We start from the raw sequence: 24177 nt of genomic DNA, 5'->3' as shown, positions 1-24177 counted from the left end.
GGATGTTTTTTAAAAATAATAGTGGTGGGATATGATAATCCCATTGTCAATGCAATGGGATTTTTAATTATTCTGAGTTTTTGCTTTCTTCTTTTTGTTTTTTTAAGTTTTCAATTCCAATAATCATATTTTTCCTCCATTATTTTTTTGAATAACATGCGGTCATGCTATTTGCTTGATTTATTATTATTTTTTAATACTATATAAATTTTTAGGTATACCTAAATTTTTAATATTGTTCCTTTGAATCCGATGCAAATTTATCTGATGATGACAAATTAATTAACATGAAGAAACTTGCAATCTTTGATTTTGACGGAACACTGTTTGATTCTATTTGTGATGTTGTAATTTGTTTTAACAAGGCTTTGACAGACCATAATCTGCCAACACTGACACGTGAAGAATATATTCCATGTCTTGGGGGAAATATTGATGAGATTATTTCACTGGTTTTGGGTGAAAATTGCACTCCTCAAAATCTTGAGGCCGTAAAGGAAACTTACCTTGAATATTATAACGCCTCTAAAAAGGAGCTTACACTTCCGTTTCCTAATTCTTATGAAGTTTTAAAAAAACTGCAGGATAAAAACATTTTGTTAGCCATCAATTCCAACCGCTTAAATTATTCATTAAATGAATTTGTGCAGAGACATTTTTCAGACATTGATTTTGTTGCAATCGAAGGGCATGACTATCCTCACCCCTCAAAACCTCATCCGTATGGGGTAAATAAGATAATGGACATGGCCAATGTAAAGGCTGATGATGCAGTATACATTGGTGATTCTATAACTGATATCAAAACTGCTCAAAACGCAGGAATAGACTGTATTCTTGTCACATGGGGCTATGGCAATGAAAATGACTATGAAAATGAGTATGTTTCATATGTTATTGATGATATCTGTGATTTGCTATCTTTATTTGAGGAAAACTGAAAACCTATATTACCTGATTGACATAAATTAAATTTAAGTGATACTATGTTATTTGTTAATTATCCAAAATGCTCAACATGCAGAAAAGCTAAAAAATGGTTAGATGAACACAATATTGAATATGAATCAAGACATATCATAGAAGACAATCCTGCTGCTGACGAACTGCGCAAATGGTGGGAAATTTCTGATTTGCCATTAAAAAGATTTTTTAACACAAGCGGCATGAAATACAGAGAATTAAAACTTAAAGATAAATTGCCTGACATGTCTGAAGATGAACAGCTGGATTTACTTGCAACTGATGGTATGCTTGTTAAAAGACCTATTTTGGTAAATGATGATGTTGTTCTAGTTGGTTTTAAAGTAAAAGAATGGGAAGAAAGGTTATTGTAATTTAACCTGTCTTTTTTCTTTTTTTTTAGATAGATTTAATTATATCCTGAAGCTGCGGGATTACCCTTTCGAATTTGACTCCGTAGGTGTGTGTAGGGTCTCCAACAGTTTCCTCTATAGCTTTTTTTGTAAATTCTCCGGCAATCTTTGCAGATTCACTTGGAGTTTTGCCGATAATTGTTGATCCTACAAAAGATGAAGCAAAGACATCTCCGGTTCCGTGGGATATATAGTTTACCTTGTCGTTGTATACGAATTCTGTTGTAGATTCTTCTTTGTCGACAACAATCATTCCCATTTTGCCTTCCTTATGAGTATCTCCTTTTAGGATGACATGTCTTTTTGTAAATGCAGTAAGGTCGTTTGCCATTTCCAGCATTTCCTCTTTTGTGAATTCTTCCTTCCATGCTTTGTGCAATATGTAGCATGCTTCTGTTGTATTTGGAAGAATGTAGTCTCCAATTTTACAAAGCTCGCCCATTTTGTCTGCAAAATCCTGGTCAAAACCGTTGTAAAATTCACCGTGGTCTGCCATAGCAGGGTCGACAAAAACTTTTCCTTCAGGTTTTAGCCTGGAATCTATAATGTCTTTAATATAATCAATTTGGGTAATTGAACTTATAAATCCTGTATATATTGCATCAAAATATATTCCTTCACTTTCCCAATGTTCACGGATGAGTGGAAGATCTTCTGTTAAATCCCGTACTGTGTATCCTGTAAATCCTGATGTGTGTGTGGATAAAACAGCTGAAGGAAGTACGGCTGTTTCTATTCCGAATGCAGAGATTACCGGTAGTGCAACTGTAATTGAGCACTGGCCGTAACAGGATACGTCTTGAATGGTTAAAATTTTTGTAGTTTCTTTCATTTTCTCAATCCATTTATTATTTAATTACATATTAATAATTATTCTTTTTGATATATAATTGTTGTCATTAAAAAGGAATTTTGAATGATTTTAAAACAATACTGGCTTTATTCTCTAATTTAAGTTCTTTACGTTATAGTTATAACAATCGTTATATAACTGATTTAAACGTGATGGGGCAATGTGGATGTTGCTTTTGGAAAATGGGCTAATATTTTTTATTTAATAGGATTTGCTGATTTGACAAATAACCTGAAAATATTGATGTGAATTTAATAATAGGGATAGCAGGAATTTTTTGATTTTAACCATATTTTTTTTAGAGGTATAGATTCGGAGGATGGTGACGGCTCAATGCCGTCTCAAAAAATTCCTTTTGGAAATCCAATGAACTTTTTATATGGGATTCAGTATGACCAATAGATGTAAAAAACCGCAGTGTTTTTAGTTGTGCAATACGCTTTTCATGCGGGGAGTCATGATTTGCGTATCTGCATCTGTTTATTTAGGGGAAAATTTTTCATTTTCATTCCAAGTGTTTACTCTATCTAATTTTGCCATCTCCTAGATTTTGAAAGCCACTGGTGTGTAACTTTCAATACAAACTTAGGTAAATAATATATAAAAGCTTTTTGTAACTGTTCGGTTACCATGTAAAAAGCGAAAAGTTTATATACTTCAAAAACAAGTCATTATAACCGACTGATTTTTTGGAGGTCATTATCATGAACATCACTAAACATGTTAAATCATGTCCGATAGAATTGGTTGTAAGATTATTCAACAAAAAATGGGTAATCCAGATAATGCGTGATTTGTTTTATGGCAAATCTCGGTTCCATGAATTTAAGGAAGACAAGCCTGACCTTTCAAACAAGGTCTTAAGCAACTGCCTGAAAGACATGGAAAACAATGGATTGATCCAAAAGATTGTTGACAAATGCGATAAAAAGAACGTAAAATACATATTAACTGAAAAAGGCAAGTCATTAAACAAAGTTTTATATGAAATTGCCATGGTAACTGTTGACGGTGAAAATTACTCTGAAAAACTTGCTTGCGATTTGAAAGCAAGCTTTAAGGAAAACTTATTATTGATATAATCAAAATATTTGGGTTTCGGTGTGGACCCTAAAAACTACTTTTTTTTTAATCATCAACTTTTTTCATAATTTTAAGCTGATTTTTTCATTAACTTTAAAAAACAGAAGAATCTAAATTAATATTGAATAAAATATTTTAGGGGACAAAATATTGTTAGATATAAAATTATTCAGAGAAAATCCAGAAATTATTATAGACTCTGAAAAGAAGAGATTTAGAGACACAGAAAATGTTGAAAAAGTAATTGAATATGACACCTTATGGAGAGAAGGTGAGCGCAAATTAAATTCTTTAAGATCAGAGAAAAATAAATTATCCAAATCATTTAAAAAAGCAAAAGAAGAAGGTAATTTGGATGAAGTAATTAAAAGGTCTAAAGAAGTAGCAGCAGAAATTAAAGAGTTAACTGCTAAAAATGCAGATTATTTAAAACTCAGGGATGATTACAGATACAAAGTCGGAAACATCATTGACGAGGACGTTCCTATTTCCGATACAGAAGATGATAATGTTGTTGTGAGAACCTACGGAGAAATCCCCGAATATGATTTTGAACTGCTGAATCACGTTGATTTAATCAATAAAATTGATGGTGCAGACCTTGAAACTGCAGCAAGCATTGCAGGGGCACGTTTTTACTATCTTAAAAGAGATATTCTCCACTTGAACCTTGCACTGATTCAGTTTGCACTTTCAGAACTTGAATCTGAAGGATATATTCCAATGCAAACTCCATTCTTTGTAAAAGGTGAAGTTGCAGCTGAAACTTCAGAACTGGGTGAGTTTGAAGAAACATTATACAAAGTTGAAAATGAGGACATGTATCTGATTGCAACTGCCGAACAGACCCTGGCGGCACTTCACAGAAATGAAATTATATCTCCTGATGACTTGCCTTTAAGATACTGTGCACTTTCAACATGTTTTAGAAAAGAAGCAGGATCTCATGGTAAAGACACCTTAGGAATATTCAGAGTTCACCAGTTCGAAAAAATAGAACAGTTTATTTATTCCGCACCTGATGATTCAAGAAATCAGCATGACCACCTGATGGAGGTAACCGAAAGAATCTATCAGAAATTAGGTCTTCCATATCAGATTATAGCTATTGTATCTTCTGCTTTAAATGACAATGCAGCTATCAAATATGATCTGGAGGCATGGTTCCCAGGTTCCGGTGCCTTCAGGGAATTGGTTTCATGCACTAACTGTAAAGACTATCAGGCCCGTAAAACTAAAACACGTTTTGGAAGAGCAGGTTCTGGAGATGCTCAGACATTACACACCTTGAACAGTACTGCAATAGCTACCGAGAGGACAATGTGCTGTATTTTGGAAAACTATCAACAGCCTGACGGCAGTGTTAAAGTTCCTGAAGTGTTAGTCCCTTACATGAATGGAAAAACTGTAATTGAAGCTAAAAAATAGATTTCTTTATATAATGGGCATTGATGCTCATTTTTTAATTTTTATTTAATTTTTAAATCTTTTTTTTCTTAAAATTTTCATTTATTTGTATTCACCTATTTTTCAGTAAGATTAAATGAATAACATTATATGTCTTATTTTTCTTAAATAATAATTATGAAAACAATTGTAATCAATGCGAGCCCTAGAAAAAAATGGAATACTGCTGAAATTTTACAGTCTGCTCAAAAGGGTGCAGAATCCGTAGGGGCTGAAACGGAATATTTCAATTTATATGATTTGATTTTTACAGGTTGCAGAAGTTGTCTTGTCTGCAAATTGAAGGACAAAACAAAAGGCAAATGCTATTGGAAAGACGATTTGACTCCTGTAATTGAAAAGATTCTGGATGCTGACTGCCTTTTGATAGGCTCTCCTATTTACTTTGGTCAGCCTACAAGTGAATTTCGTGCATTGATTGAAAGGTTGATTTTCTGTATAATGAGTTATGATGACGGGTCAAGTTATTATCCTGGCAAGGTCAATGTCGGAATATTTTATACAATGAATGCTCCTTTGGAGTTTTATGAGCAGTCCATGAAGGAAAGTCTGTCAAGCACTGAATTTTTATTTTCATTTTTAAACGGCGAAATCATATCTTATCCGGTATGTGATACTCTGCAGGTAAGTGATTATTCCAAATATAATATGGGCGGTTTTTCACAGGAGCTAAAGGAAAAGCAATGGATACTTCAATTTCCGAAAGACCTTGAAAAGGCATTCGAGATTGGCTGTGAATTAAGCAAAAGGTGATTATATTGAAAACTGTTGTAATTAATGCAGGTCCAAAAAGAAAAGATTCAAATGCACAACTCATGAAATATGCTGCAAAAGGTGCGGAATCTGTTGGTGCAGATGTGGAATATGTTGATTTATATAAGCTGGATTTGCGAGGATGTATGAGTTGTATGATATGTAAACAGGAAGGCAAGTCCTGCAAATGTCACTGGAGAGATGAAACTTCACCATTGATTGAAAGAATTTTAGACAGTGACTGTCTTTTAATTGGTGTTCCTATCTTTTTTACAGATCCATGCAGCCATTACAAGGCTTTAATGGAAAGGTTAGTGTTTTGTATAGTTGATTATAAAGTGGGAAACGCTTTTAAAGGTAAAATCAATGTAGGTCTCTTTTATTCTATCTTCCATTCCGTAAGTTATTTTGAAAATAAACTGCGTCCAAATCTCAAGATGTCAGAAGATTTATTTAAAATGTTTAAGGGGAAAGTTGAAATCAATTCTATTCGCCACATTGTCCCGAGAGATTATGACAGGGCTTCTGATGAAGAGACAATAAAATTAAGGGAAGAACAATTTGAATTGGATTTAAAAAAGGCTTTTGAAATTGGAGCAGAATTAAGCAAATAATATTTAAATCTTGTGGAAGTGTGAAAATGTGCTTTTTTGCACTTCAAAAAATAATTTAAGAGTTGAAAACCAAGTATTAATTGGATTTAAAAATCCGGGCTTGGTTAATAATTTTTTATATGGTGACGGTTAGGTGTTATTGGATTGTATCCTATTTCTTTTTTTTTATTAACCGAGCCTTAATCAGTTAATAACCATGCAATACCTTCTATTATCAGTACAACACCTATAATTATTGCAAGGTATATAGGTTCACTTTGTGCAAACGCTCCCAGTGCAATTGCAACAATACCCATTATTAAAACAAGTATTGAAGAGAATTTGGATACATGATTGGAGTGGGAGACTAATCCGGTTATACCAAATACAATCATTATAATTCCTACAATATAGAATTGTATACCAACTAAAAAGGACAATGCATCAATATAGAATATGAACAGGAATCCGAAAATGACTGCTATAATCCCAATAATTATCGATGTGAGGGGAATGATATTATTGATAGGATTTGTCATAGTTGCGCCCATGAAAACTGCTGATAGTCCAAAGAAAAGCAGGCTTAAACCTACTATAAGTGAAACTAATGCAGAGGAAAACATTGGGAATATTATAAAAATTAATCCTAGAATTATTGATATCAAACCAAGAAGCTTATTTGCTCTCATTGTTTTCACCTCCATTTAACTTAAAGCTAATTTTATATATGAGGAATATATTATTTAAAAATATGGCTGATTTTGAACAAATAATTAATACAAGAAGAAGTATCCGTGAATATCAGGATAAAGAAGTTAGTGATGAAGATATTTTAAAAATATTGAAGGCAGGAATGCAGGCACCGGGCTCCAGACTGGGAGCCGAACCATGGGAGTTTGTTGTAGTCAAAAACAAGGAAACTCTTGCAAAAATTGGTGAAATCAAACCTAGAGTAACAAATGCTCCTGTAGCTATTGTACTTGTTGCAAACATTGAAAGGGCATTTTATAAAACTGTATGGCAACAAGATATGGGTGCTGCATGTGAAAACATGCTGCTTGAAGCAGTAAACCTTGGATTAGGTGCTTTATGGAATGGAGTTGCACCTGAAGAGGAAAGAATGGCTAAAATTGGTGAAATTATTGGAATTTCTGATATATCTGATTTGAAACCTTATTCTATTGTTACCATTGGATATCCTGCTGAAGGTTGGGAAAACAAATTCATGGATAAATTTGACGAAGACAGGATTCATTATGAAAAATACTAGCTATGACTTTAAAAGTGTCATTGACAGGCACGATACAAATTGTCTGAAATGGGATTTATTTGATGATGATTTGCCTATGTGGGTAGCGGATATGGACTTTAGGGTAGCTCCGGCTATTGAGAATGCTATTCAAAAAAGGGCATCCCATCCCATATACGGCTACACAATTGTTCCCGATGAGCTGTTTGAAGCCTACATTAACTGGTGGGATTCCAGGTATGGCTTTAACATGTCAAAAGAAAACATGCTATACTCAATCGGAGTAATGCCGTCAATCTCATCGATGATAAGGTGCCTAACCGATGAAGGCGATGAAATCCTGATTCAGTCACCTGTATATCATGTTTTCTATTATGTTATTGAAGACAACAACAGAAAAGTCCTGGAAAATGAATTAATATATGAAAATGACAAATATCGCATTGATTTTGATGATTTGGATGAAAAGCTCTCCAAAGTCAAAATGATGATACTTTGCAATCCTCACAATCCTATTGGTAAAATCTGGTCTAAAGAGGATTTGGCCGAAATAGGAAAGCTATGCAAAAAGCATGACGTGATTTTGATTTCTGATGAAATTCACTGTGATTTGACTGATCCTGGTGTCAAATACAATCCCTTTGAAACTTCATTTGAATATGATAAAGCGATTACATGTCTTTCTCCTTCAAAATCATTTAATATTGCAGGATTTCAAAGTTCCATTGTTCACACTAAAAACTCTGATTTGATGGATAAGATTAAAACTCAGATGCATGTGGACAATTCTGATTCATGCAATGTCTTTGCAACTGCTGCTGTTATCGCAGCTTACAGTAAGTCTGAAGATTGGCTTGATGAGCTAAGACAGGTATTATATGAAAACAAACAGATTGTTAAGGATTATCTTGCCAATGAACTGCCTATAGTAAAATTGGTTCCATGCGACGCAACATATCTTTTATGGCTTGACTGTTCTGCGCTGAATGCTCACTCAAAGGTTTTGCGTGAATTTTTAAGAACAAATCAGGGACTGTTTTTGTCTGCAGGACACGATTTCGGAGAATGTGGAAAAGAATTTTTGAGAATGAATATTGCATGTCCTCAGGAATTATTAGTTGATGGTTTAAGACGTCTAAAAGCAGGTGTAATAGCTTTAAAAAATATAAGTGGTGGTTTGTAGTTATATACAAACCATTTAAATAATTAAAATTGTACTTTTTGCTGTTGCCTTACTGATTTTTGATGTTTGAGGAACAGTAATATCAACGTTGTGGCTTGCAATATCCAACCCTTCGGTTGAAATGCTGGCCTGACCGTTTTTATTTGTTTTTACAGTAATTGTTTTGTAGTTTTTTCCGCTCCAAACTTTTATTGTTGCTTTAACGTTGCTCATTGCTTTTTTTGTTTGCTTATTTTTAATGGTAATCTTAAATGTTGAAGTGCCTGTATGATTTGAGGTGATTTTTGGAGCTGTAATGCTTAATTTTGCTTTTGTCAGAGTTATTGAACTGGTTTTTTCAAAACCGCCCATATTTTTGTTGGCGTTATTGATTGTAACTTTATGTGTTCCGATTGATAATGTGGAAACATCAAATCTTGCAACACCTTTTGAATCGGTTGTAACACTGTAAGCCTTGTAGCTTTTTCCAGTATAAACCTTTAATTTAAGTTTTACACCCTTCATAGGATGTTTTGTATACATATTTTTAACTTTAACAGTGAAGCATTTACCTGAACCGTATGAAGTGGATAATTTGACTGGGGTGAATGCCAGATAAGTTTTGCCTATAATGAAATTTTTTAATGTCACTGAATTGCTGTAAATATATTTGGAATGGGTTTTTGCAGTAACGCTATATGTTCCAGGATTGAAAGGAACATCATAAGTAGCTATTCCTTTTGAATTGGTTTTCAATGTTGCAGTTTTGCCGTTTGAAAACCTGACGTCAATCTGCTCATTTGCAAGTCCCTTTTTGGTATTCATATTTGTCAATTTGAATACTAACTGTGTATCCTTGTAGTATGCGCTTGTCTGTTTAAGTTCAAAATTTGTTGAAATTCCATTGATTCCAAATGAAAAATTAGGGGTTTCCAAATCATAATCCTCCAGCTGTGCCTTAATGAAATAGGTTCCAGGCATTCTTTTGAAATCAATGTCAATTTTTCCATCTGAACCTGTAGTGAAGCTGTCCCAAAAGTTATTGTTTACAAAAATCCAAACATTTTCGTCTGCAATACCCCTATTATCCTTTGAACTGATTAGGGAGACATGCAGTTTAGTTTCTCCGTAGAAATCTCCTGTTGAAGAAATCTTAAGTGACATGTTTTCATCTTTCACCTGGGCTTGGCCTCCTGAAAGCTTTTCATTGTCACTGACAGAGAGTATTCCACTGTCTTTATCAGATAAACCTACTGGTTCATCAATTGAAGTATCATTTAATTCGGCTGCACTTACGGCAGAAACTGCAGTAAATACAATTATTAATGATAAAAATATGATTATTGATTTTTTATAAATCATACTGTAATTTCTGTAAAAACTGATATTAGTAATTTGGTCTAACTGGTTATTTTTTTAGATTAAATTATTCGACAGAATCGATAAAATCTTGAATCAGCCAGTCGGAAATGCTGATGTCGGATCCGTATCTGATTATTTCATCTTTTTTAAACCATTTTGCCTTTAGAATTTCATCGCCGTCAACTTTAATATCGCCGGATTCATATTCTGCGGTAAATCCAAGCATTAATGAATTAGGAAACGGCCAGGACTGGCTTCGTTTATATTCCAGATTTTTAATTTTAATTCCGACCTCTTCCAGGACTTCCCTTTTGACAGCTTCTTCAATAGCTTCGCCAGGCTCTACAAAACCTGCTATCAGAGCATATCTTATGTTGTCATGGTAGCTGTGTTTTGCCATGAGCAGTTTGTCTGCATTTCTGATAGCCACAATAATTGCAGGAGCGATGCGGGGATAGTGCACCTGACCGCATGAAGGGCACTTTAACATCATGTCCTTTTCATCTATTTGAGTTTCACATCCGCATCTGCCGCAAAACCTGTGTGATATATACCAGTCGTTTACCAAAACGGCCTTTCCGGCAATATGGTACAGATCATGGTCAAACTCATAGACTTCCCTTAAATCATAAAAACTTTCATCACTTTTAACATTAACGACAAATGCTTTAACATCTTTATAATCCCCAATATAAAAACAAAAATTAACATTAAAACTGTCAAGCGACTTTGACAATTTTTTATTTTCATCCAGGTATAATTCTCTGTTTTCATTAAATACAAAGAGGTAATCTTCACTTTCCGGTGTAACAGTTTCGTCAAAGCCGATTGTGTAATTTTCATAAAGGGATTTTTCTATCATATTTATAAGTATATTTTTTTTATAAATAAAAGTTGTAGTAGGTTTTATATTCAATCAGAAACAAAATTATATTGGTGATATTTAATGGTATCTGAAAAAATGGAAAAAGCTTTAAATGGACAGTTAAATGCCGAAGTTTACTCAGGATATTTATACTTATCCATGGCAGCTTACTTTGAAGATGAAGATTTAGCAGGATTTGCTAACTGGATGAGAGTACAAGCAGAAGAAGAATTAGAACATGGAATGAAATTCTATGACTACATTATCAGAAGAGGCGCTTCTGTAACATTAACTGCAATTGACGGACCACAAACTGAATGGGATTCTCCACTTGCAGCTTTTGAACATGTACTTGAACATGAAAAAATGGTAACAGGCCTTATCAACGATTTAGTTAACTTAGCTATTGAAGAAAAAGACCATGCTACCAACAACTTCTTGCAATGGTTTGTTGAAGAACAAGTCGAAGAAGAAGAAAACGCAATGGAATTACTCGCAAAAGCTAAATTAGCTGACGGCGATAACAGATTAATATATGAATTAAACAAAGAATTAGGTGAAAGATCACCTTCCGAAGACTAGATTCTATCTAGTCTAAACTTATTTTTTTTTGGTGTAAAAATGGATTATCCAGAAGAGCCCACAAGTGAAGCACAAATCGATTCAACTGAATATGAAGCTGAATTAATTGGAGAAAATGAATTGGGCAGTGTGCATATTCATGGTCCTTTTGGCGATGCAGATTCAAAAGTCAAAATAGCTTATGTAATTGGAATGCATCCTCTTGAGAGCAAATCCCACAGAGCCCTATTTGAAAAATTAACTTCAAAAAATGATTTGAAATACTGTTATTATATTTATAACATTAACGTTTTGGATAAAAACAGTGAAACTGAAGGAAGACTTGAAGGCCAGCTTTTGGCTCAGGAATTCATTCGTGATGACATTATCAATAAAAAATATGATTTGTTTTTAGATATTCACTCCAACAGAGGTTCTAAAGGTCCTGGAGAGTATAAGATTACCAATTTTGTTTTTGCACCGGGTTTTGATGAAAAATCTTCTAAATTCATGAATGAAATATTGGATAATATTGATGAAATTATTTATTATGCTCCTGAATTTAGATCAAGCCCTCCATATATTACAGAACCGACATCCAAAGCAGGAATTGCCACTATTGTCTATGAATGCTATTCTTACGAACCGATGGATTTGACCTTGAAACTGGCAGAAAAACTGGTGGATGTTGTCGATAATTTAAATTTTTAATCCTAAACTATTAAATATTTTTAAATACATAAATATATAAGGAATATATTTTATGGAAGTGAAATGATGATTATTAAAGCACCTTCAAGAATACATATGTCCCTGATTGATTTAAACGGGTCATATAGAAGAGTCGATGGTGGAATTGGTCTTGCATTACAAGACCCTCAATTTGTACTTGAAGTGGAGCAAACTGAAAGTGGAATCGAACTTGAATTTGCAGATACTGTAACAGATGAGGAAGCTATTTTGGAATGTAAGGAAAAGATTCCTGATGCGGCCAAAAAAACAGTAGAACATTTTGATATTGATTCAGGATTCAAATTTATTGTTCATCAAACATATCCTCCGCATTCCGGTTTTGGAAGCGGAACTCAAATTGCAGTTTCAACTGCTCATTTGATAACTGAAACAATGGGTATTGAAATTGAAAGTCGTGAATTAAGCAGTATTGTTGGAAGAGGCGGAACCTCTGGTATTGGAACATATACTCACGATTTAGGAGGATTTATTGTAGATGGAGGACATAGTAAAGAAGATAAACCTTTATTTTTACCTTCAGGGGCTTCCAAAGCAAAACCAGCAACTTTGGTTGCAAGATATGATTTTCCTGAAGAATGGAATATTTTAATTGCAATTCCTGAAATTGAAGTGCATGTTGAAGGTGACGATGAGGTTGATGTTTTCCAGACTTATTGTCCTATACCTAAAGAAGAAGTGGAACAGGTATCACACTTGATTTTAATGAATCTTCTTCCATTCATGCTTGAAAAAGATATTAAAAACTTTGGATGGGCTGTAAGTGAACTTCAAAAAGTCGGATTCAACAAATTGGAACATTCACTGGATGCAAGTTACCTGCCTACAATGAAAGCTATTGAAGAGGCAGGAGCATATGGTGTGGGTATTTCATCCTTTGGACCGGTTTTATACACATTTTTCGATGAGTCAAATGCAGATATTGTAGAAAAAACAAAAGAAATTATCGGTGAAAACGGTACTGTATTTGTCACTAAAGCTCAAAATCATGGATACGTTATTGAAAAATAACTTTCCTCTTTTTTTTTTAATTATTTTTTGTATATTTATCGTATTTTTTAAAAAAAGTAGTTTAATTTAATGGGAAGCCAGATGGTTTTTTCTGACTTCCGTGTAACATATTTGTTTTAAATTTCAAATCCACCGTCTGCCTTGATGATTTGACCGTCAATAAATGAAGAGTCATCACTTGCAAGGAACAATGCAAGATTTGCAATGTCTTCAGGCTGGCCGCATCTTTTTACTGGGCATTGGTCAATCATTTGCTGCAATGCTTCAGGTCCTCCGATACTGTCTACCATAGCTGTGTGGATAAGTCCAGGTGCAATACCGTTACATCTGATTTCAGGACCTAATTCCCATGCCATTGATCTGGTTAATCCCATCATTGCATGTTTACTGTCCACATATGCTGCAAATCCGTGGTGTGCTCCAAAAGATGCTACAGAACATGTATTGACAATGGTTCCTTTTCCTTTTTCTTTCATTACTGGTGCGACAAGTTGTGTCAGGAGTAATGCGGAGGTGACATTAACGTTGAATACTCTGTTCCATTCTTCAAGTGTCAAGTCCATCAATGGGGACATGGATAACATTCCTGCATTGTTGAATAGAACGTCTATGGTTCCGTATTTTTCCATTGTTGCTTCAAATACTTTTGGAACTTCATCAAGGTTGGCCATATCTACGATTACGTATATTGCTTCACCGCCGTCAGCGATTATGTCGTCTACTACTGCTTTTGCTCTTTCTTCGTTTCTTCCTGTTACTACGACTTTTGCTCCTTCTTTTGCAAATAATTTTGCTGAATCTCTACCCATTCCTGAGGTTGCTCCAGTTACAATTGCTACTTTTCCGTCCAGTTTTCCCATTTTAATCACCTTTTTAAACAATCATGATTATTCATGATAGTTATAATTTATTTTATATATTAAAATATATTTAAATATTTTCAAATTTTTGGGATATTATTCAATGATTTTTTTTAAAAAATAAGTGAAATTGTTATTTTGTTTAATAATAATACTAAAATTATTCAAATTAATATAAAATGAAAAAATAGAAATTGTGAGATATGTCCAAAATATATCTCAAATTTTATAAATTGTAAACTTCGTCGGATGAGACGATAGTGATGCTGTTTGCTTCAAGCACTGAAATTAACTCATCTATATTTTCGCTGTGAAGCAATAGAATAGCCTTATTCTCTTTTTCGTGGGTAAATGCATAAAGATATTCCAAATCAATTTCATTGTCTTTGATGATTTTTAAAACATCTGTAAGTCCGCCAGGTGCATCAAACATTTCAACGCCGATAATTTCTGTAACCTTTACCAAAAAGTTATTTTCTTCTAGCACCTCTTTTCCTTTTAAAGGATTGTCTACAACAAGTCTTAAAATACCAAACTCTGATGTGTCTGCCATGCACATTGCTCTTATGTTAATGTCATTGGCGGACAATACTTCCAGAGGTTTTGATAAGCTTCCCATTCTGTTTTGTAAAAATATTGATAATTGTTTGATTTTCATGTCATCACCTAGTGTAAATTCCTCTCGTCAATTACTCTTTTAGCTTTTCCTTCGAATCTAGGTAGTGTTTTTGGTTCTACTAATGTTACTTTTACTCTGATTCCTGTTTCGTTTTCGATTGATTTTCCGATTTTATCTTGAACAGACATCATTTCTTTAATGCCGTCAAAGAAAATGTCCTGTGACGCTTCCACTTTAACTTCGATTTCGTCTAAAGTTCCAGGTCTTGTAACTATAATTAAATAATGAGGCTCTACATCACCTGCTTTAAGCAATGCTTTTTCAATTTGTGATGGGAAAATAGCTACTCCTTTAACCTTAATCATATCATCAGATCTGCCTGTAATTCTGCTCATTCTAGCATGTGTTCTTCCGCAGCTGCATTTTTCATAAGTGATTTTGGTTAAATCTTTTGTTCTGAATCTGATTACCGGCATTCCTTCCCTTTCTAAATTGGTCAGTACAAGTTCTCCAGGCTGGTTTTCACCTAATGTTCTGCCGGTATTTGAATCGATGATTTCAGGATAGTAAATGTCTTCGGCAATATGCAGACCTTCCTGCGCTTCACATTCGACACCTACTCCCGGTCCCATAAGTTCAGTCAAACCGTAGATGTTGAATGCTTTACAGCCGAATAACTCTTCAACTCTTTGTCTGATTTCTTCAGTCCACATTTCAGCTCCGAATCCGATGGCTTTAATTCCTAACTCTTTTGGATCGATTCCATCATCCAAAGCTACTTCTCCTATATGGATTCCGTATGATGGAGTAAAAATAAGTCCTGTTGTTCCAAAGTCTTCCATGATTTCAATCTGTCTTCTGGTCTGTCCTGTTGAGATTGGTATAATTGCAGCTCCAATTTTGTGACATCCGTAGTGAACACCGAATCCTCCGGTAAACATTCCGTATCCATGAGTATTTTGAAGAATGTCGTCTTCTCCAAGCCCCATCATGGTAAGGCCACGTGCGGTAGTTTCAGCCCAGGTGTCCAAATCTTTATCTGTATATCCTGATACAACCGGTTTACCTGTGGTTCCGGATGAGGAGTGCAGTTCTTTAATGTCTTTGATATCAACTGCAAACAGTCCGAAAGGATAGCTTTCCCTTAAATCATCTTTTGTGATGAATGGAAGTTTTTCGATATCTTTTAAAGTTTCTATATCTTCAGGAAACACTTCAGCTTCTGTATATCTTTTGTTGTAGTATGGAATCTTGTCAAATGCTCTTTTTACAGTAGCCTGAAGTTTCTTTAATTGCAATTCTTCAAGGTCTTGCCTTGGCATAGTTTCTATTTTTTCATTCCAAAACATGTTTTGCCTCATTTTTTAATTTAATATTATAATATATTTTATTTGATTACTATAAAATTTTCTGGTGTTCTTATTTTGATTTTTTTTAATCTACTTAAATTTGCTTTTGTTCGTAAATAATAGTATTAACAATGTTATATTTAACATTTGATAATAAATAATAATTAAAATGTTTTTTAATGAGAGGGTTTTATTTTTTTTAAAATTTAAAGGTCATTAACTTTGTTATAAAGTTATTAAATTTTCATTTAGTAATACTTTCGTCTTTTTTAATTTTTGGGTATTCTCATTAGCTGAATTTCTGAAAGTAGAATTTAAATCTATTTTTTAAAAATAATACTTTTTTATTTTTGCTAAACAGATTTAATTGTATTTACTAATTTTTTGAACATCATTAAATTAGTATTACTGATTATATAATTATTAATATATGCAGTAATAAATAATGTTTATATATTTATTACTATAAACTTTTGTTGGTATAATCAGAGTTTATGGTTATACTAAAATTTAGGAGAATAATTATGAAAAAACAAAGTGTTCTCATGGTTATTTTATTGATTTTGACAATCAGTTTAATTGGAGTCGCTTCGGCAAGTGATGATGCTGACGGCTCATTATCAATTAATCCGGATGATGATTTAATTGAAGTAACCTCAGAAGAAATTAGCTCTGTATCTGATTTGGAGGATTCAGTTTCTGTTTCTTCACAGGCAAATTCATTACAATCCGGTGCAGTGGATTCTAATTTAAAAGATGATAGCAACTATCAGCTTGGTTATAATGTAACCTCCGCTGCAGATAGCAAATTAAACTTCGAATCCGCAGATGATATTTTAGTAATTACAACTGCAGGTTTAACAAGAATTGATAATGTAACTACTGAAAATGTTTTAAATGGAATAATTGATGCTTCTAATGGATATGTATCTTATGGTAAGGGAAATCTATTGACATTATCTGCAATAAGATCAGATCCGACAAATATAGCTTTCATAGTTAAACATGGTGATGCATTAACTATGGCATTTTATAAAAATGGTGCTACTACTCCGTTATATTATGGTAATGCAGGACCTGAAATATCCGATAAGGAATGGAAAAAATTACAGAAATTATTGGGAAATGAAGATGCATACTCTTATATCAGTATTGCAAATTCATGGGCAAACGGAATTCCTAAGGATGTTTTAACCCAAGCAACTTACCATGGACATGTCTGTACCGGACTTATAAGCGGTCAGGCAATGATACAAACCTTATTAAAATATTATCCTCCCCGTGGAGAATCAGGTTTACCTCTTGAAAACACAGCATATTATGTAATTGGTGTGCCTGGTGACTCAGATGATGATGCATTTACTTGGACAATGGATATTACTCCAGGTAAAAGGGCGTACATTGGTGTGGATACAATGGTTGACAAATCCATGACAGGATTTATCAGATGGAACAGCACATCAAATACTGGTTTGATAATCATTATGAGCTATAACGAAGCTAAAATTAAAGAAACATTTAAAAAACTTACAAAATTAAATCCGGATGCAAGTGCAACCAATGATTTGAAATATCAAAATTGGCTAATTAAAACATTACATGACGACCCAACATCTCTTGTAGATGTGTTATATGAATTTGACGGTCTCACTCAGGATGACCTTTATTATCTGATGGGTGAAGAACAGGGTAAAGGAAATGTTCTCAAAAGTGCTCATGGTTTGGATATGGATTACATTCTTAATTTAAGCCTTAAAAAAGCAACTCGTGAAGAACAGACAGTAAAACAATATACCGCACTAACTCCTGAACAGCTTAAACAAATAGGTTCTGATGCTAGTAAAATGGCATTGGATTACTTGAAAGAACAAGGGGTATCTGTACCAAAAGATTATCCTAATTTATTTGTATTAACTTCAGCAAGTTATGTAAGAATCAATGGAACAAGTACTGAAATGGTTTTAGACGGAATCAGTGATGTATTAGGTTCAAGATTAAGTAAAAAAACTTTATTGCCGGTTCATACTGCCTTATGGAAGGATTTGGTATTTGATTTCTTCTGGGTAAACAGTACAAATAATAAAGATACATTATCCTACAGTTTAAGATATGATGAAACTACAGGAAAACTTATAGAAACAGGCAATACTACCGGAGATGCAAATTATGTTATTCAAAGTGTATTGAAATATGATCCTCCATACGACGTATTGGTCGCATGGCTGTTCCACAATCACGTTTGCGGTGGAAGTTCTCCAGGTTATTTAATCACTGACTTTGTATACAGTGAACTTCCAATAACAAATGAAAACGAATCATTCATATACATAACAACAGACGATAACTGTAAGGATGATATAATTTCAAGACTTCTTGGTGTTTCTCCGGGAATGGAAAATTATTATAACTTAAGATATAATTTAACTTACACAAATGGTACTGAAGTAGGTATTGCAATTAAATGGAATAGTGCAACTAAAACCGGTGAAGCAATAATTGTTTATTGTGAATGGCCTAAATTTGCTAAAGGGTCTGATTCCTATGAAGAATATATCAAATTATATAAAGGAGATTATTCCTCTCCAAATCTTGTACAGGGACCGGTTCTTAAAGCTACTGCTAGAAAAGAAATCAATGAAGAAATGCTTAAATTAATTGTTTCCGGAGCCACTACAACCGAACAGGGAAATTCAATATCCTATATTAAAGGTTTGGAAGACAAACTTCCTGTTAATTCAAATCCAAGCAAAACTACTACTGAAGACAGCTCAAATAAAAACAATAATGTTAAAGTAGATAATGGTGGTTCTTCAAAACCGTCTCAATCAAGCAGTTCTCAATCAAGTAGCCCTCAATCAGGCAGTTCCAGGTCAGGTATTTCAAGTCCATCTAATGGGGTAAGCTCATTTGTTGGTCAATCTGTTGATGCAATTGCCAGTGCAGCTGAAGAGGTTACTAATGATATTGCAAGCAGTCAGAATTCACCAAGTTCATCTAATTCTGCAAAAGATGCTAAATCATATGAAGTCAGTAAAAAACCGGCAACCAAATCTGCAGACAATAATGCAATATTGGTTGCAATTGCAGCAGTACTGATTTTAGGTGCTATTTTAGGTTACGGATATTTAAAACGTAAAAATTAATATTTCACATTTGTGAAATATTTTTTTATTTTTTTTGGGGGTTTTAGAATTAATAAAAAAGCTTTTTTATGTTGTTTTTTGATATTGACTGTTGTTGGTATTACATTTTCAGCGGTTGCGGCCCATCCTGGTCACGGAGAATATACTCCTGAAGAAGTGGTCAGTCCATCTGAAAGTTCCAGTCCGGCTAGTTCATTTGAGTCTTCCAGCTATTCACCAGTTGAATCATCTTCCTCAAGTTCTTCTGAAGCTGTATCATCTTCCTCAAGTAGCGGCGGTTCTTCGTATTCTCAAAGTAGTGGGGCTCAAAGTGGTTCTTCTTCTGGAAGCTCTCAGTCTTCAAGTGGTTCTGATGGTGCAAACTCACAATCAGGCAGTGACGGTCATGCTGTTAGTAACGGAGATACTTCAAAAAATATAATTAAAAAAAACAATACTACTGTAAATAATACTGGGGATATTGATTCTCCAAAAGAGAACAACAATTTATTAAGTTTTAATAATATTATTTATTTAATTATTGCATTTTTCATTGGCTTCGGTTTGATGGTGTTATTGCATAAATTCAAGGTGATCTAATGCATTTGCCAGATGGAATCCTTCCTTTAGAACAATCAATTGTCTACTGGTGTATTAGCTTAATGTTCGTTGCTGTTTTTCTTTATAAATTTTCTAAAAATGAAGATAAGGAAAGAGGTATAATTTTAATTGCACTTTTTTCAGTTTTTTTCATTGTGGTGACTTCATTATCTGTTCCCTCCCCATTGGGAGTGCCGATTCATTTCTTTTTAATTCCTTTGGTTGCAATAATGCTGGGGCCATTTAGAGCATATATGGTTGCATTCTTTGGTTTGTTAATCCAGTTTTTTGTATTGAATATGGGAGGAATTGTTTGTTTTGGTGCTAATTTTCTGGTAATTGGTGTTATAATTGCTTTCATGACATTTGCATTTTATAATATTTTTAGGCATATAAATGAAAGTTTGGCTATATTTTTATCCACAGTCATTGGTATAATGTCTGCAACATTTGGCCAGGTATTTATTTTAATTTTATCAGGCGCCATGAATTTGGATAGTCTTTTAGCGACTCTTGTGCCATTTTACATGTTTATAAGTTTGATTGAAGGATTTGCAAATGTAATAATAATTAATGCAATAAAGAAAATAAAACCGGAAATGGTTGAATTAAGTAAAAACGGGTGTTAAAATGATAAAAAAGATAATTTTCATACTGATAATTTTGGCGGTAAGTGTCAATGCATTGTATGCTCACGGTGTTGACGTGACAGCAGATAAAATGGTTATTGCTGGTGAGGATAATGGTGTTTTGATTAAGGAAATTGCAGACAGCAACAACATTAATATCAGCGTATATAAATTCACTTCTGGAGATGAGGTTAATCATCAGCTGGAGCACATGCTGAACAATTCCAATAAAAGAATTCTTGTTACTGCTTATCAGGATGTTGCAAAAGATTTTTTAAAAAACCATAATGAAGTGTCAGACAGGTTAATAGTTTTAGATGATGTTAATAATGATACTATTAAGGATGGTTTAAATAAGATTAATACTGTGGAGGTTCATTCTGACAATAATTCAAATTTCATTGTTCCTTTGATTTCAGGTTTGATTATTGGTGTGATAATTGGAGTTGGTGTCGGTGTTTATATGAAATTAAAAAAATAAGTATTACCTTTTTTAACGATGATGTTAAATATAATATTGATGTTAGTAAGTTTTCTTATCGGCATCTTATAAAATATATATACTTTATTAGAGTAATATTAAATTGTAAAATTTTAAATTTAATTTGATGTGGAGAAATTAATATGGATATGATGAGTGTATTGTGGCAAGTTGGTATTTTTGCGTCAGTCATTGTTTTTGGAGTAAAAATTGGACTCGCATCTGGTTTGGCTAATTTGCCTAAGAAATTATTTGCTGTAATCTGTATAGCATACGGTGGAGGGGTTGTTGTAATTTCAGCTATTGCTTCTCTGTTTGCTGATCAGCTGATTCAGGCTATCTACAGCTATAATACTATATTTTACATTATTATGGCTTCAATTATGATTATAGCAGGTTTATTTACAATAAGAGAATGGAAAATACATGATAAAAATACATCTACTGCGACTTCTCTAGCCATTATTGCTCCTTGTCCATGTTGTTTTGGTTCAATTATTGCAAGTGTTTTGATTGTTGCACCGACAATAGGTGTCAGTTCACTTAATTTAAGTTGGTATGCAGCAGCAGCTTTAGTTGGAGTGATGGTTGTAACTTATATTGCTTCAAATACAATTGTAGGCTACATTTCAAAGCCTTATCCAGTTGTTTTAGGCAATTTTATGCTTTTGTTAGGAGCATACTTCCTTCTTTCAGCTATTGTGATTCCAAACATTGCAGGAGCATTATCAAAAACCACAACTCCTGTAACTCTTGGTTCTCCTCAGGACATTCTGATGATTATTTTGGCTTTTGCTATTCTAATCGCAGGAGGTTTTGTATTAAATAGAAGGGGACGAACCATTCTTGAATAAATTTTTTGGTGAAAAAATATGGCTTTAAATATTCCTGGTGGAGAATTTTTAACTGGTTCACTTGATGTTATTTCACAGAGTCTGACAATTCCAGTTCTTGTGATTTTACTTGTTATTGTAATTATAACAATTATTACCTTGGGTGGAGCCATTGCGGAGTATACATCAAGGCGTAAAGTTCCAGTTGGTACAATCAGAGATTTAATTTATGAAATTAACGCAGCTGAGTCTCAAGAAGCTTTAAAAAATGTAATTTCTTCTGCTGATATTCCTAAAGCTCAAAAAAAGGTTTTAGATGAAATTGCATCTTCCGAATCTTTGGGAAAAGATTCAAGAGAGGCTTTGGCTCGTAAACTCTTTGAATATGAAGAAGAAAAAACTATATCAACATTACAAAAGACCGATATTATTACCCGTATCGGACCTACTTTAGGGTTAATGGGTACATTAATTCCGATGGGTCCGGGTCTTGCAGCATTAGGTGCAGGAGACATCAACACTCTTGCAAGCTCCCTTACTGTAGCGTTCAACACAACCATTGTTGGTATCGGGTCCGGTGCATTATGTTATGTTATCGGTAAAATCAGATCCGGCTGGTATGACAAATATCTCTCAGATTTGGATGCTTTGATTGATGCTGTTTTAGATAGAATGAGCTAGTGATTTTATGGTAAGAAAACAAAGTAGACGCAGGTCTAAAAGAGTCGAAGAAGACCCAATGGCAGGTACATCAAACCTTGTAGATGCGATGCTTGTTATTGCTGTTGGCTTTTTAGTTTTTGTTATCATAAGCTGGAACATGCAGGCAATGATAGATCCGGAACATAATGTTCAGGAGCAGATGCAGCAGAAGACAATGACTGAAGTCGATCAGGGTCATCAGTTAAACGAAACTCCTGATACTTCAAACAGCTCAGGTCAAGGTTATACCGAGATGGGTAAGGTCTATAAAGACCCTGCGACGGGTAAGCTGATTATGGTGGAAGGTTAATCCTTTCACAAAAAACTTTTTTTTACTACTTTTTTTAAATTTTTCTAAATCCTTATATGTATTGAAAATCAATATTATTATTGAAGGTGATTTTAATGGGTGATGATAGTTTTTATCGTGCATTGGTTTTTAATTTTTTATCCTCATTAATTATTGCTGTACTTGTATCATATATATTTATAGCAATTGACCTAAAAGGCGGAGTATATCTTGGTATTTTATTCGGTCTCTATTTTTTACTTGTTTATGCTCTAAATAATCTGGTGGATGCAAGAAAAATTCCAAACAACTATGTCCGGTTCATTATTGCAGTTGTATATATCATACTATTTGACGTGGCTTATGTGTTCTTAATTCCATTAATATTCGGACCTAATGCATTTCCGCCAACAGAATCTTTGGCCTTGAACTTAGGTGGTGTGAATTATGAGATACTGCTGTCCAAGGAATTTTATCTTGTACTTTTCGCTGCATTAATGCTGATATTCAACTTTATTATTTACAGAAGAACAAAAAAGTATTGGGAAGAATAATTCCCTTAGTTAATTTTATAAATAAGTTTCATTAAACTAATACTTACGAATTTTAAATGGTGTTTAGTAATATGGAATTCTGTCCTAATTGTGGTAAGATGTTAATGCCGAATAATGGTATGATTAAATGTAGATGCGGTTATGAAAAGTCTCTTGAAAAAGATGACATTGAAGAACAGTATACAATGGAAGGCGAAAAGAACCCTGAATTGAAAGTCATTGTAACTGACAATAAAAACGTGGCACTGCCAACCACAAAGATAACCTGCTATAAATGTGGTGGAACAAAAGGCTACTGGTGGACAGTACAGACAAGATCTGCTGATGAGGCACCAACCAATTTTATAAGATGCGCCAAATGCGGAAACACCTGGAGAAGTTCTAACTAGAAATGGGCTTTCCCAATTGATTATTTTAGTATCTTTGCTGCAATTGATAATTTTGAACTAAATTCATCATTAATTTTTTAATCAACACACTTTTAATTAAAGCAATTGATTTAGTTGACTTATATATATTTTGCAACAATTTTATATCAGTTCAAATTCATTTTTCAACAAAAAATAGTAGGCATATTAATATCAGTTTATAGTCTTAAATCATATTTTCTATTTTAATTGGTGATTTTGCTAATTTTCATATTTGTTATTATTTACTCGATTTTTTTTTAATTTAATTCTTCAACCTATAAAGTTTATATGTGATGTTTTTTTCACTATAATTTCCCCAATTGGCTTCAACAAGCTTTAAATTATAAATTAACCAATATAGATGAAGTTAAAAAGCCTTCAAAAATTGTAGGGGGTAGATAAATATGATGTTAAATATATTTAAAGGATATTTATTTGCTAATTGTAACAGTTTTTCCATACGCTGTTATGGTGTTCCCTCATTTCATCTCTCGGAGGGTGAAAATGGTGGAGTTAATTATCTTCAGGACTATTACATATAGTTTTATAGTCTATTACTTAATGTTTGTACCATTTTTGTAATTTGTTCTTGGGCTGTTATGTTTTTTTTCAACATAAGGTTTACCAAGCTATCTCCCATTGAC

28 protein-coding genes are annotated in these 24177 nt (G+C 33.5%); 21 read left to right on the top strand and 7 right to left on the bottom strand.

The genetic code is table 11. The features are described 5' to 3' along the window. Positions 1-287: 287 nt before the first annotated feature. Together QZU75_RS05115 and QZU75_RS05110 are read left to right on the top strand one after the other, a co-directional pair. A complete protein-coding gene (locus tag QZU75_RS05115; protein WP_296882016.1) occupies positions 288-941 on the top strand; it encodes an HAD family hydrolase in 654 nt (217 codons plus the stop codon). Positions 942-986: 45 nt separating this feature from the next. Continuing rightward, positions 987-1337 carry an arsenate reductase family protein gene (locus QZU75_RS05110; protein ID WP_296882015.1) on the top strand — a complete coding sequence of 117 codons (351 nt, stop codon included), beginning with the start codon at positions 987-989 and terminating at the stop codon, positions 1335-1337. A 25-nt stretch (positions 1338-1362) separates the two neighbouring features. On the opposite strand, the gene QZU75_RS05105 is transcribed toward QZU75_RS05110, so the two are convergent. Further along, positions 1363-2208 carry a bifunctional hydroxymethylpyrimidine kinase/phosphomethylpyrimidine kinase gene (locus QZU75_RS05105; RefSeq protein ID WP_296882013.1) on the bottom strand — a complete coding sequence of 282 codons (846 nt, stop codon included), beginning with the start codon at positions 2206-2208 and terminating at the stop codon, positions 1363-1365. Positions 2209-2933: 725 nt separating this feature from the next. On the opposite strand from QZU75_RS05105, the gene QZU75_RS05100 reads away from it, so the two are divergent. The 4 genes from QZU75_RS05100 (at position 2934) to QZU75_RS05085 (ending at position 6146) form a co-directional block, all read left to right on the top strand. Further along, on the top strand, positions 2934-3311 hold the full coding sequence (locus tag QZU75_RS05100) for a helix-turn-helix domain-containing protein (RefSeq protein WP_296882011.1): 378 nt from the start codon (positions 2934-2936) through the stop codon (positions 3309-3311). Positions 3312-3462: 151 nt separating this feature from the next. Next, entirely contained in the window at positions 3463-4740 is a 1278-nt protein-coding gene (serS, locus tag QZU75_RS05095; protein ID WP_296882010.1) for a serine--tRNA ligase, read from the top strand. Between the two features lie 156 nt (positions 4741-4896). Then, complete coding sequence (locus tag QZU75_RS05090) at positions 4897-5532, top strand: flavodoxin family protein (RefSeq protein ID WP_296882008.1); 636 nt, start codon at positions 4897-4899, stop codon at positions 5530-5532. Between the two features lie 5 nt (positions 5533-5537). Next, entirely contained in the window at positions 5538-6146 is a 609-nt protein-coding gene (locus QZU75_RS05085) for a flavodoxin family protein (RefSeq protein WP_296882006.1), read from the top strand. Between the two features lie 179 nt (positions 6147-6325). Here QZU75_RS05085 and QZU75_RS05080 read toward each other — a convergent pair whose 3' ends face one another. Continuing rightward, entirely contained in the window at positions 6326-6814 is a 489-nt protein-coding gene (locus QZU75_RS05080) for a DUF308 domain-containing protein (RefSeq protein WP_296882005.1), read from the bottom strand. Between the two features lie 62 nt (positions 6815-6876). Between QZU75_RS05080 and QZU75_RS05075 the strand changes: the two genes are divergently transcribed. Beyond that, positions 6877-7395, top strand: a complete 519-nt coding sequence (locus tag QZU75_RS05075; RefSeq protein ID WP_296882004.1) for a nitroreductase family protein — start codon at positions 6877-6879, stop codon at positions 7393-7395. Then, positions 7382-8557 carry a MalY/PatB family protein gene (locus QZU75_RS05070; RefSeq protein WP_296882002.1) on the top strand — a complete coding sequence of 392 codons (1176 nt, stop codon included), beginning with the start codon at positions 7382-7384 and terminating at the stop codon, positions 8555-8557. The genes QZU75_RS05075 and QZU75_RS05070 overlap by 14 nt, the downstream gene beginning before the upstream one ends. 15 nt (positions 8558-8572) lie before the next feature. Here the strand turns inward: QZU75_RS05070 and QZU75_RS05065 are convergent, their stop codons facing one another. Both QZU75_RS05065 and nudC read right to left on the bottom strand, forming a co-directional pair. Beyond that, a complete protein-coding gene (locus QZU75_RS05065; protein ID WP_296882000.1) occupies positions 8573-9898 on the bottom strand; it encodes a hypothetical protein in 1326 nt (441 codons plus the stop codon). Between the two features lie 64 nt (positions 9899-9962). Then, the gene (gene nudC, locus QZU75_RS05060) at positions 9963-10760 is read right to left on the bottom strand and encodes an NAD(+) diphosphatase (RefSeq protein WP_296881998.1); all 798 of its coding nucleotides are present in this window, start codon (positions 10758-10760) and stop codon (positions 9963-9965) included. 84 nt (positions 10761-10844) lie between these two features. Between nudC and QZU75_RS05055 the strand changes: the two genes are divergently transcribed. The 3 genes from QZU75_RS05055 to QZU75_RS05045 all read left to right on the top strand — a co-directional run bounded on the left by QZU75_RS05055 (position 10845) and on the right by QZU75_RS05045 (position 13085). Next, complete coding sequence (locus QZU75_RS05055; RefSeq protein WP_292609859.1) at positions 10845-11345, top strand: ferritin; 501 nt, start codon at positions 10845-10847, stop codon at positions 11343-11345. Positions 11346-11384: 39 nt separating this feature from the next. Next, positions 11385-12035: an adhesin gene (locus QZU75_RS05050; RefSeq protein WP_296881996.1), complete on the top strand. Its 651-nt coding sequence runs from the start codon at positions 11385-11387 to the stop codon at positions 12033-12035. A gap of 66 nt (positions 12036-12101) precedes the next feature. Then, positions 12102-13085: a beta-ribofuranosylaminobenzene 5'-phosphate synthase gene (locus QZU75_RS05045; protein ID WP_296881994.1), complete on the top strand. Its 984-nt coding sequence runs from the start codon at positions 12102-12104 to the stop codon at positions 13083-13085. 116 nt (positions 13086-13201) lie between these two features. Here the strand turns inward: QZU75_RS05045 and QZU75_RS05040 are convergent, their stop codons facing one another. The 3 genes from QZU75_RS05040 to QZU75_RS05030 all read right to left on the bottom strand — a co-directional run bounded on the left by QZU75_RS05040 (position 13202) and on the right by QZU75_RS05030 (position 15913). Next, positions 13202-13945, bottom strand: a complete 744-nt coding sequence (locus QZU75_RS05040) for an SDR family NAD(P)-dependent oxidoreductase (protein ID WP_296881993.1) — start codon at positions 13943-13945, stop codon at positions 13202-13204. A gap of 226 nt (positions 13946-14171) precedes the next feature. Continuing rightward, positions 14172-14603, bottom strand: coding sequence for an acetolactate synthase (locus QZU75_RS05035; protein ID WP_296881991.1), 432 nt, complete (start codon positions 14601-14603; stop codon positions 14172-14174). A gap of 8 nt (positions 14604-14611) precedes the next feature. After that, the gene (locus QZU75_RS05030; RefSeq protein ID WP_296881989.1) at positions 14612-15913 is read right to left on the bottom strand and encodes a phenylacetate--CoA ligase family protein; all 1302 of its coding nucleotides are present in this window, start codon (positions 15911-15913) and stop codon (positions 14612-14614) included. Between the two features lie 524 nt (positions 15914-16437). Here QZU75_RS05030 and QZU75_RS05025 point away from each other — a divergent pair. The 10 genes from QZU75_RS05025 to QZU75_RS04980 all read left to right on the top strand — a co-directional run bounded on the left by QZU75_RS05025 (position 16438) and on the right by QZU75_RS04980 (position 24075). After that, on the top strand, positions 16438-19056 hold the full coding sequence (locus tag QZU75_RS05025; RefSeq protein ID WP_296881986.1) for an FmdE family protein: 2619 nt from the start codon (positions 16438-16440) through the stop codon (positions 19054-19056). 84 nt (positions 19057-19140) lie between these two features. Further along, positions 19141-19635, top strand: coding sequence for a hypothetical protein (locus QZU75_RS05020; protein ID WP_296881985.1), 495 nt, complete (start codon positions 19141-19143; stop codon positions 19633-19635). Next, on the top strand, positions 19635-20264 hold the full coding sequence (locus tag QZU75_RS05015; protein WP_296881983.1) for an energy-coupling factor ABC transporter permease: 630 nt from the start codon (positions 19635-19637) through the stop codon (positions 20262-20264). The genes QZU75_RS05020 and QZU75_RS05015 overlap by 1 nt, the downstream gene beginning before the upstream one ends. 1 nt (position 20265) lies before the next feature. Next, on the top strand, positions 20266-20745 hold the full coding sequence (locus QZU75_RS05010; RefSeq protein ID WP_296881982.1) for a hypothetical protein: 480 nt from the start codon (positions 20266-20268) through the stop codon (positions 20743-20745). A 143-nt stretch (positions 20746-20888) separates the two neighbouring features. Further along, complete coding sequence (locus QZU75_RS05005; RefSeq protein ID WP_296881981.1) at positions 20889-21599, top strand: DUF2162 domain-containing protein; 711 nt, start codon at positions 20889-20891, stop codon at positions 21597-21599. An 18-nt stretch (positions 21600-21617) separates the two neighbouring features. Then, the gene (locus tag QZU75_RS05000) at positions 21618-22259 is read left to right on the top strand and encodes a MotA/TolQ/ExbB proton channel family protein (RefSeq protein WP_296881980.1); all 642 of its coding nucleotides are present in this window, start codon (positions 21618-21620) and stop codon (positions 22257-22259) included. 7 nt (positions 22260-22266) lie between these two features. Next, a complete protein-coding gene (locus QZU75_RS04995; RefSeq protein ID WP_296881979.1) occupies positions 22267-22590 on the top strand; it encodes a DUF2149 domain-containing protein in 324 nt (107 codons plus the stop codon). A gap of 95 nt (positions 22591-22685) precedes the next feature. Beyond that, positions 22686-23123: a hypothetical protein gene (locus QZU75_RS04990; RefSeq protein ID WP_296881978.1), complete on the top strand. Its 438-nt coding sequence runs from the start codon at positions 22686-22688 to the stop codon at positions 23121-23123. A gap of 71 nt (positions 23124-23194) precedes the next feature. Beyond that, positions 23195-23512 (top strand): transcription factor S, encoded by a 318-nt coding sequence (locus QZU75_RS04985; protein WP_296881976.1) that lies wholly within the window; start codon positions 23195-23197, stop codon positions 23510-23512. Between the two features lie 425 nt (positions 23513-23937). Continuing rightward, positions 23938-24075 (top strand): hypothetical protein, encoded by a 138-nt coding sequence (locus tag QZU75_RS04980; protein ID WP_296881974.1) that lies wholly within the window; start codon positions 23938-23940, stop codon positions 24073-24075. Positions 24076-24177 lie beyond the last annotated feature (102 nt).

Source organism: uncultured Methanobrevibacter sp. (assembly GCF_902764455.1).
GTDB lineage: Archaea > Methanobacteriota > Methanobacteria > Methanobacteriales > Methanobacteriaceae > Methanocatella.
Note: the sequence above shows the minus strand (reverse complement) of the source record. Positions and strands in the feature narration are given on the sequence as shown.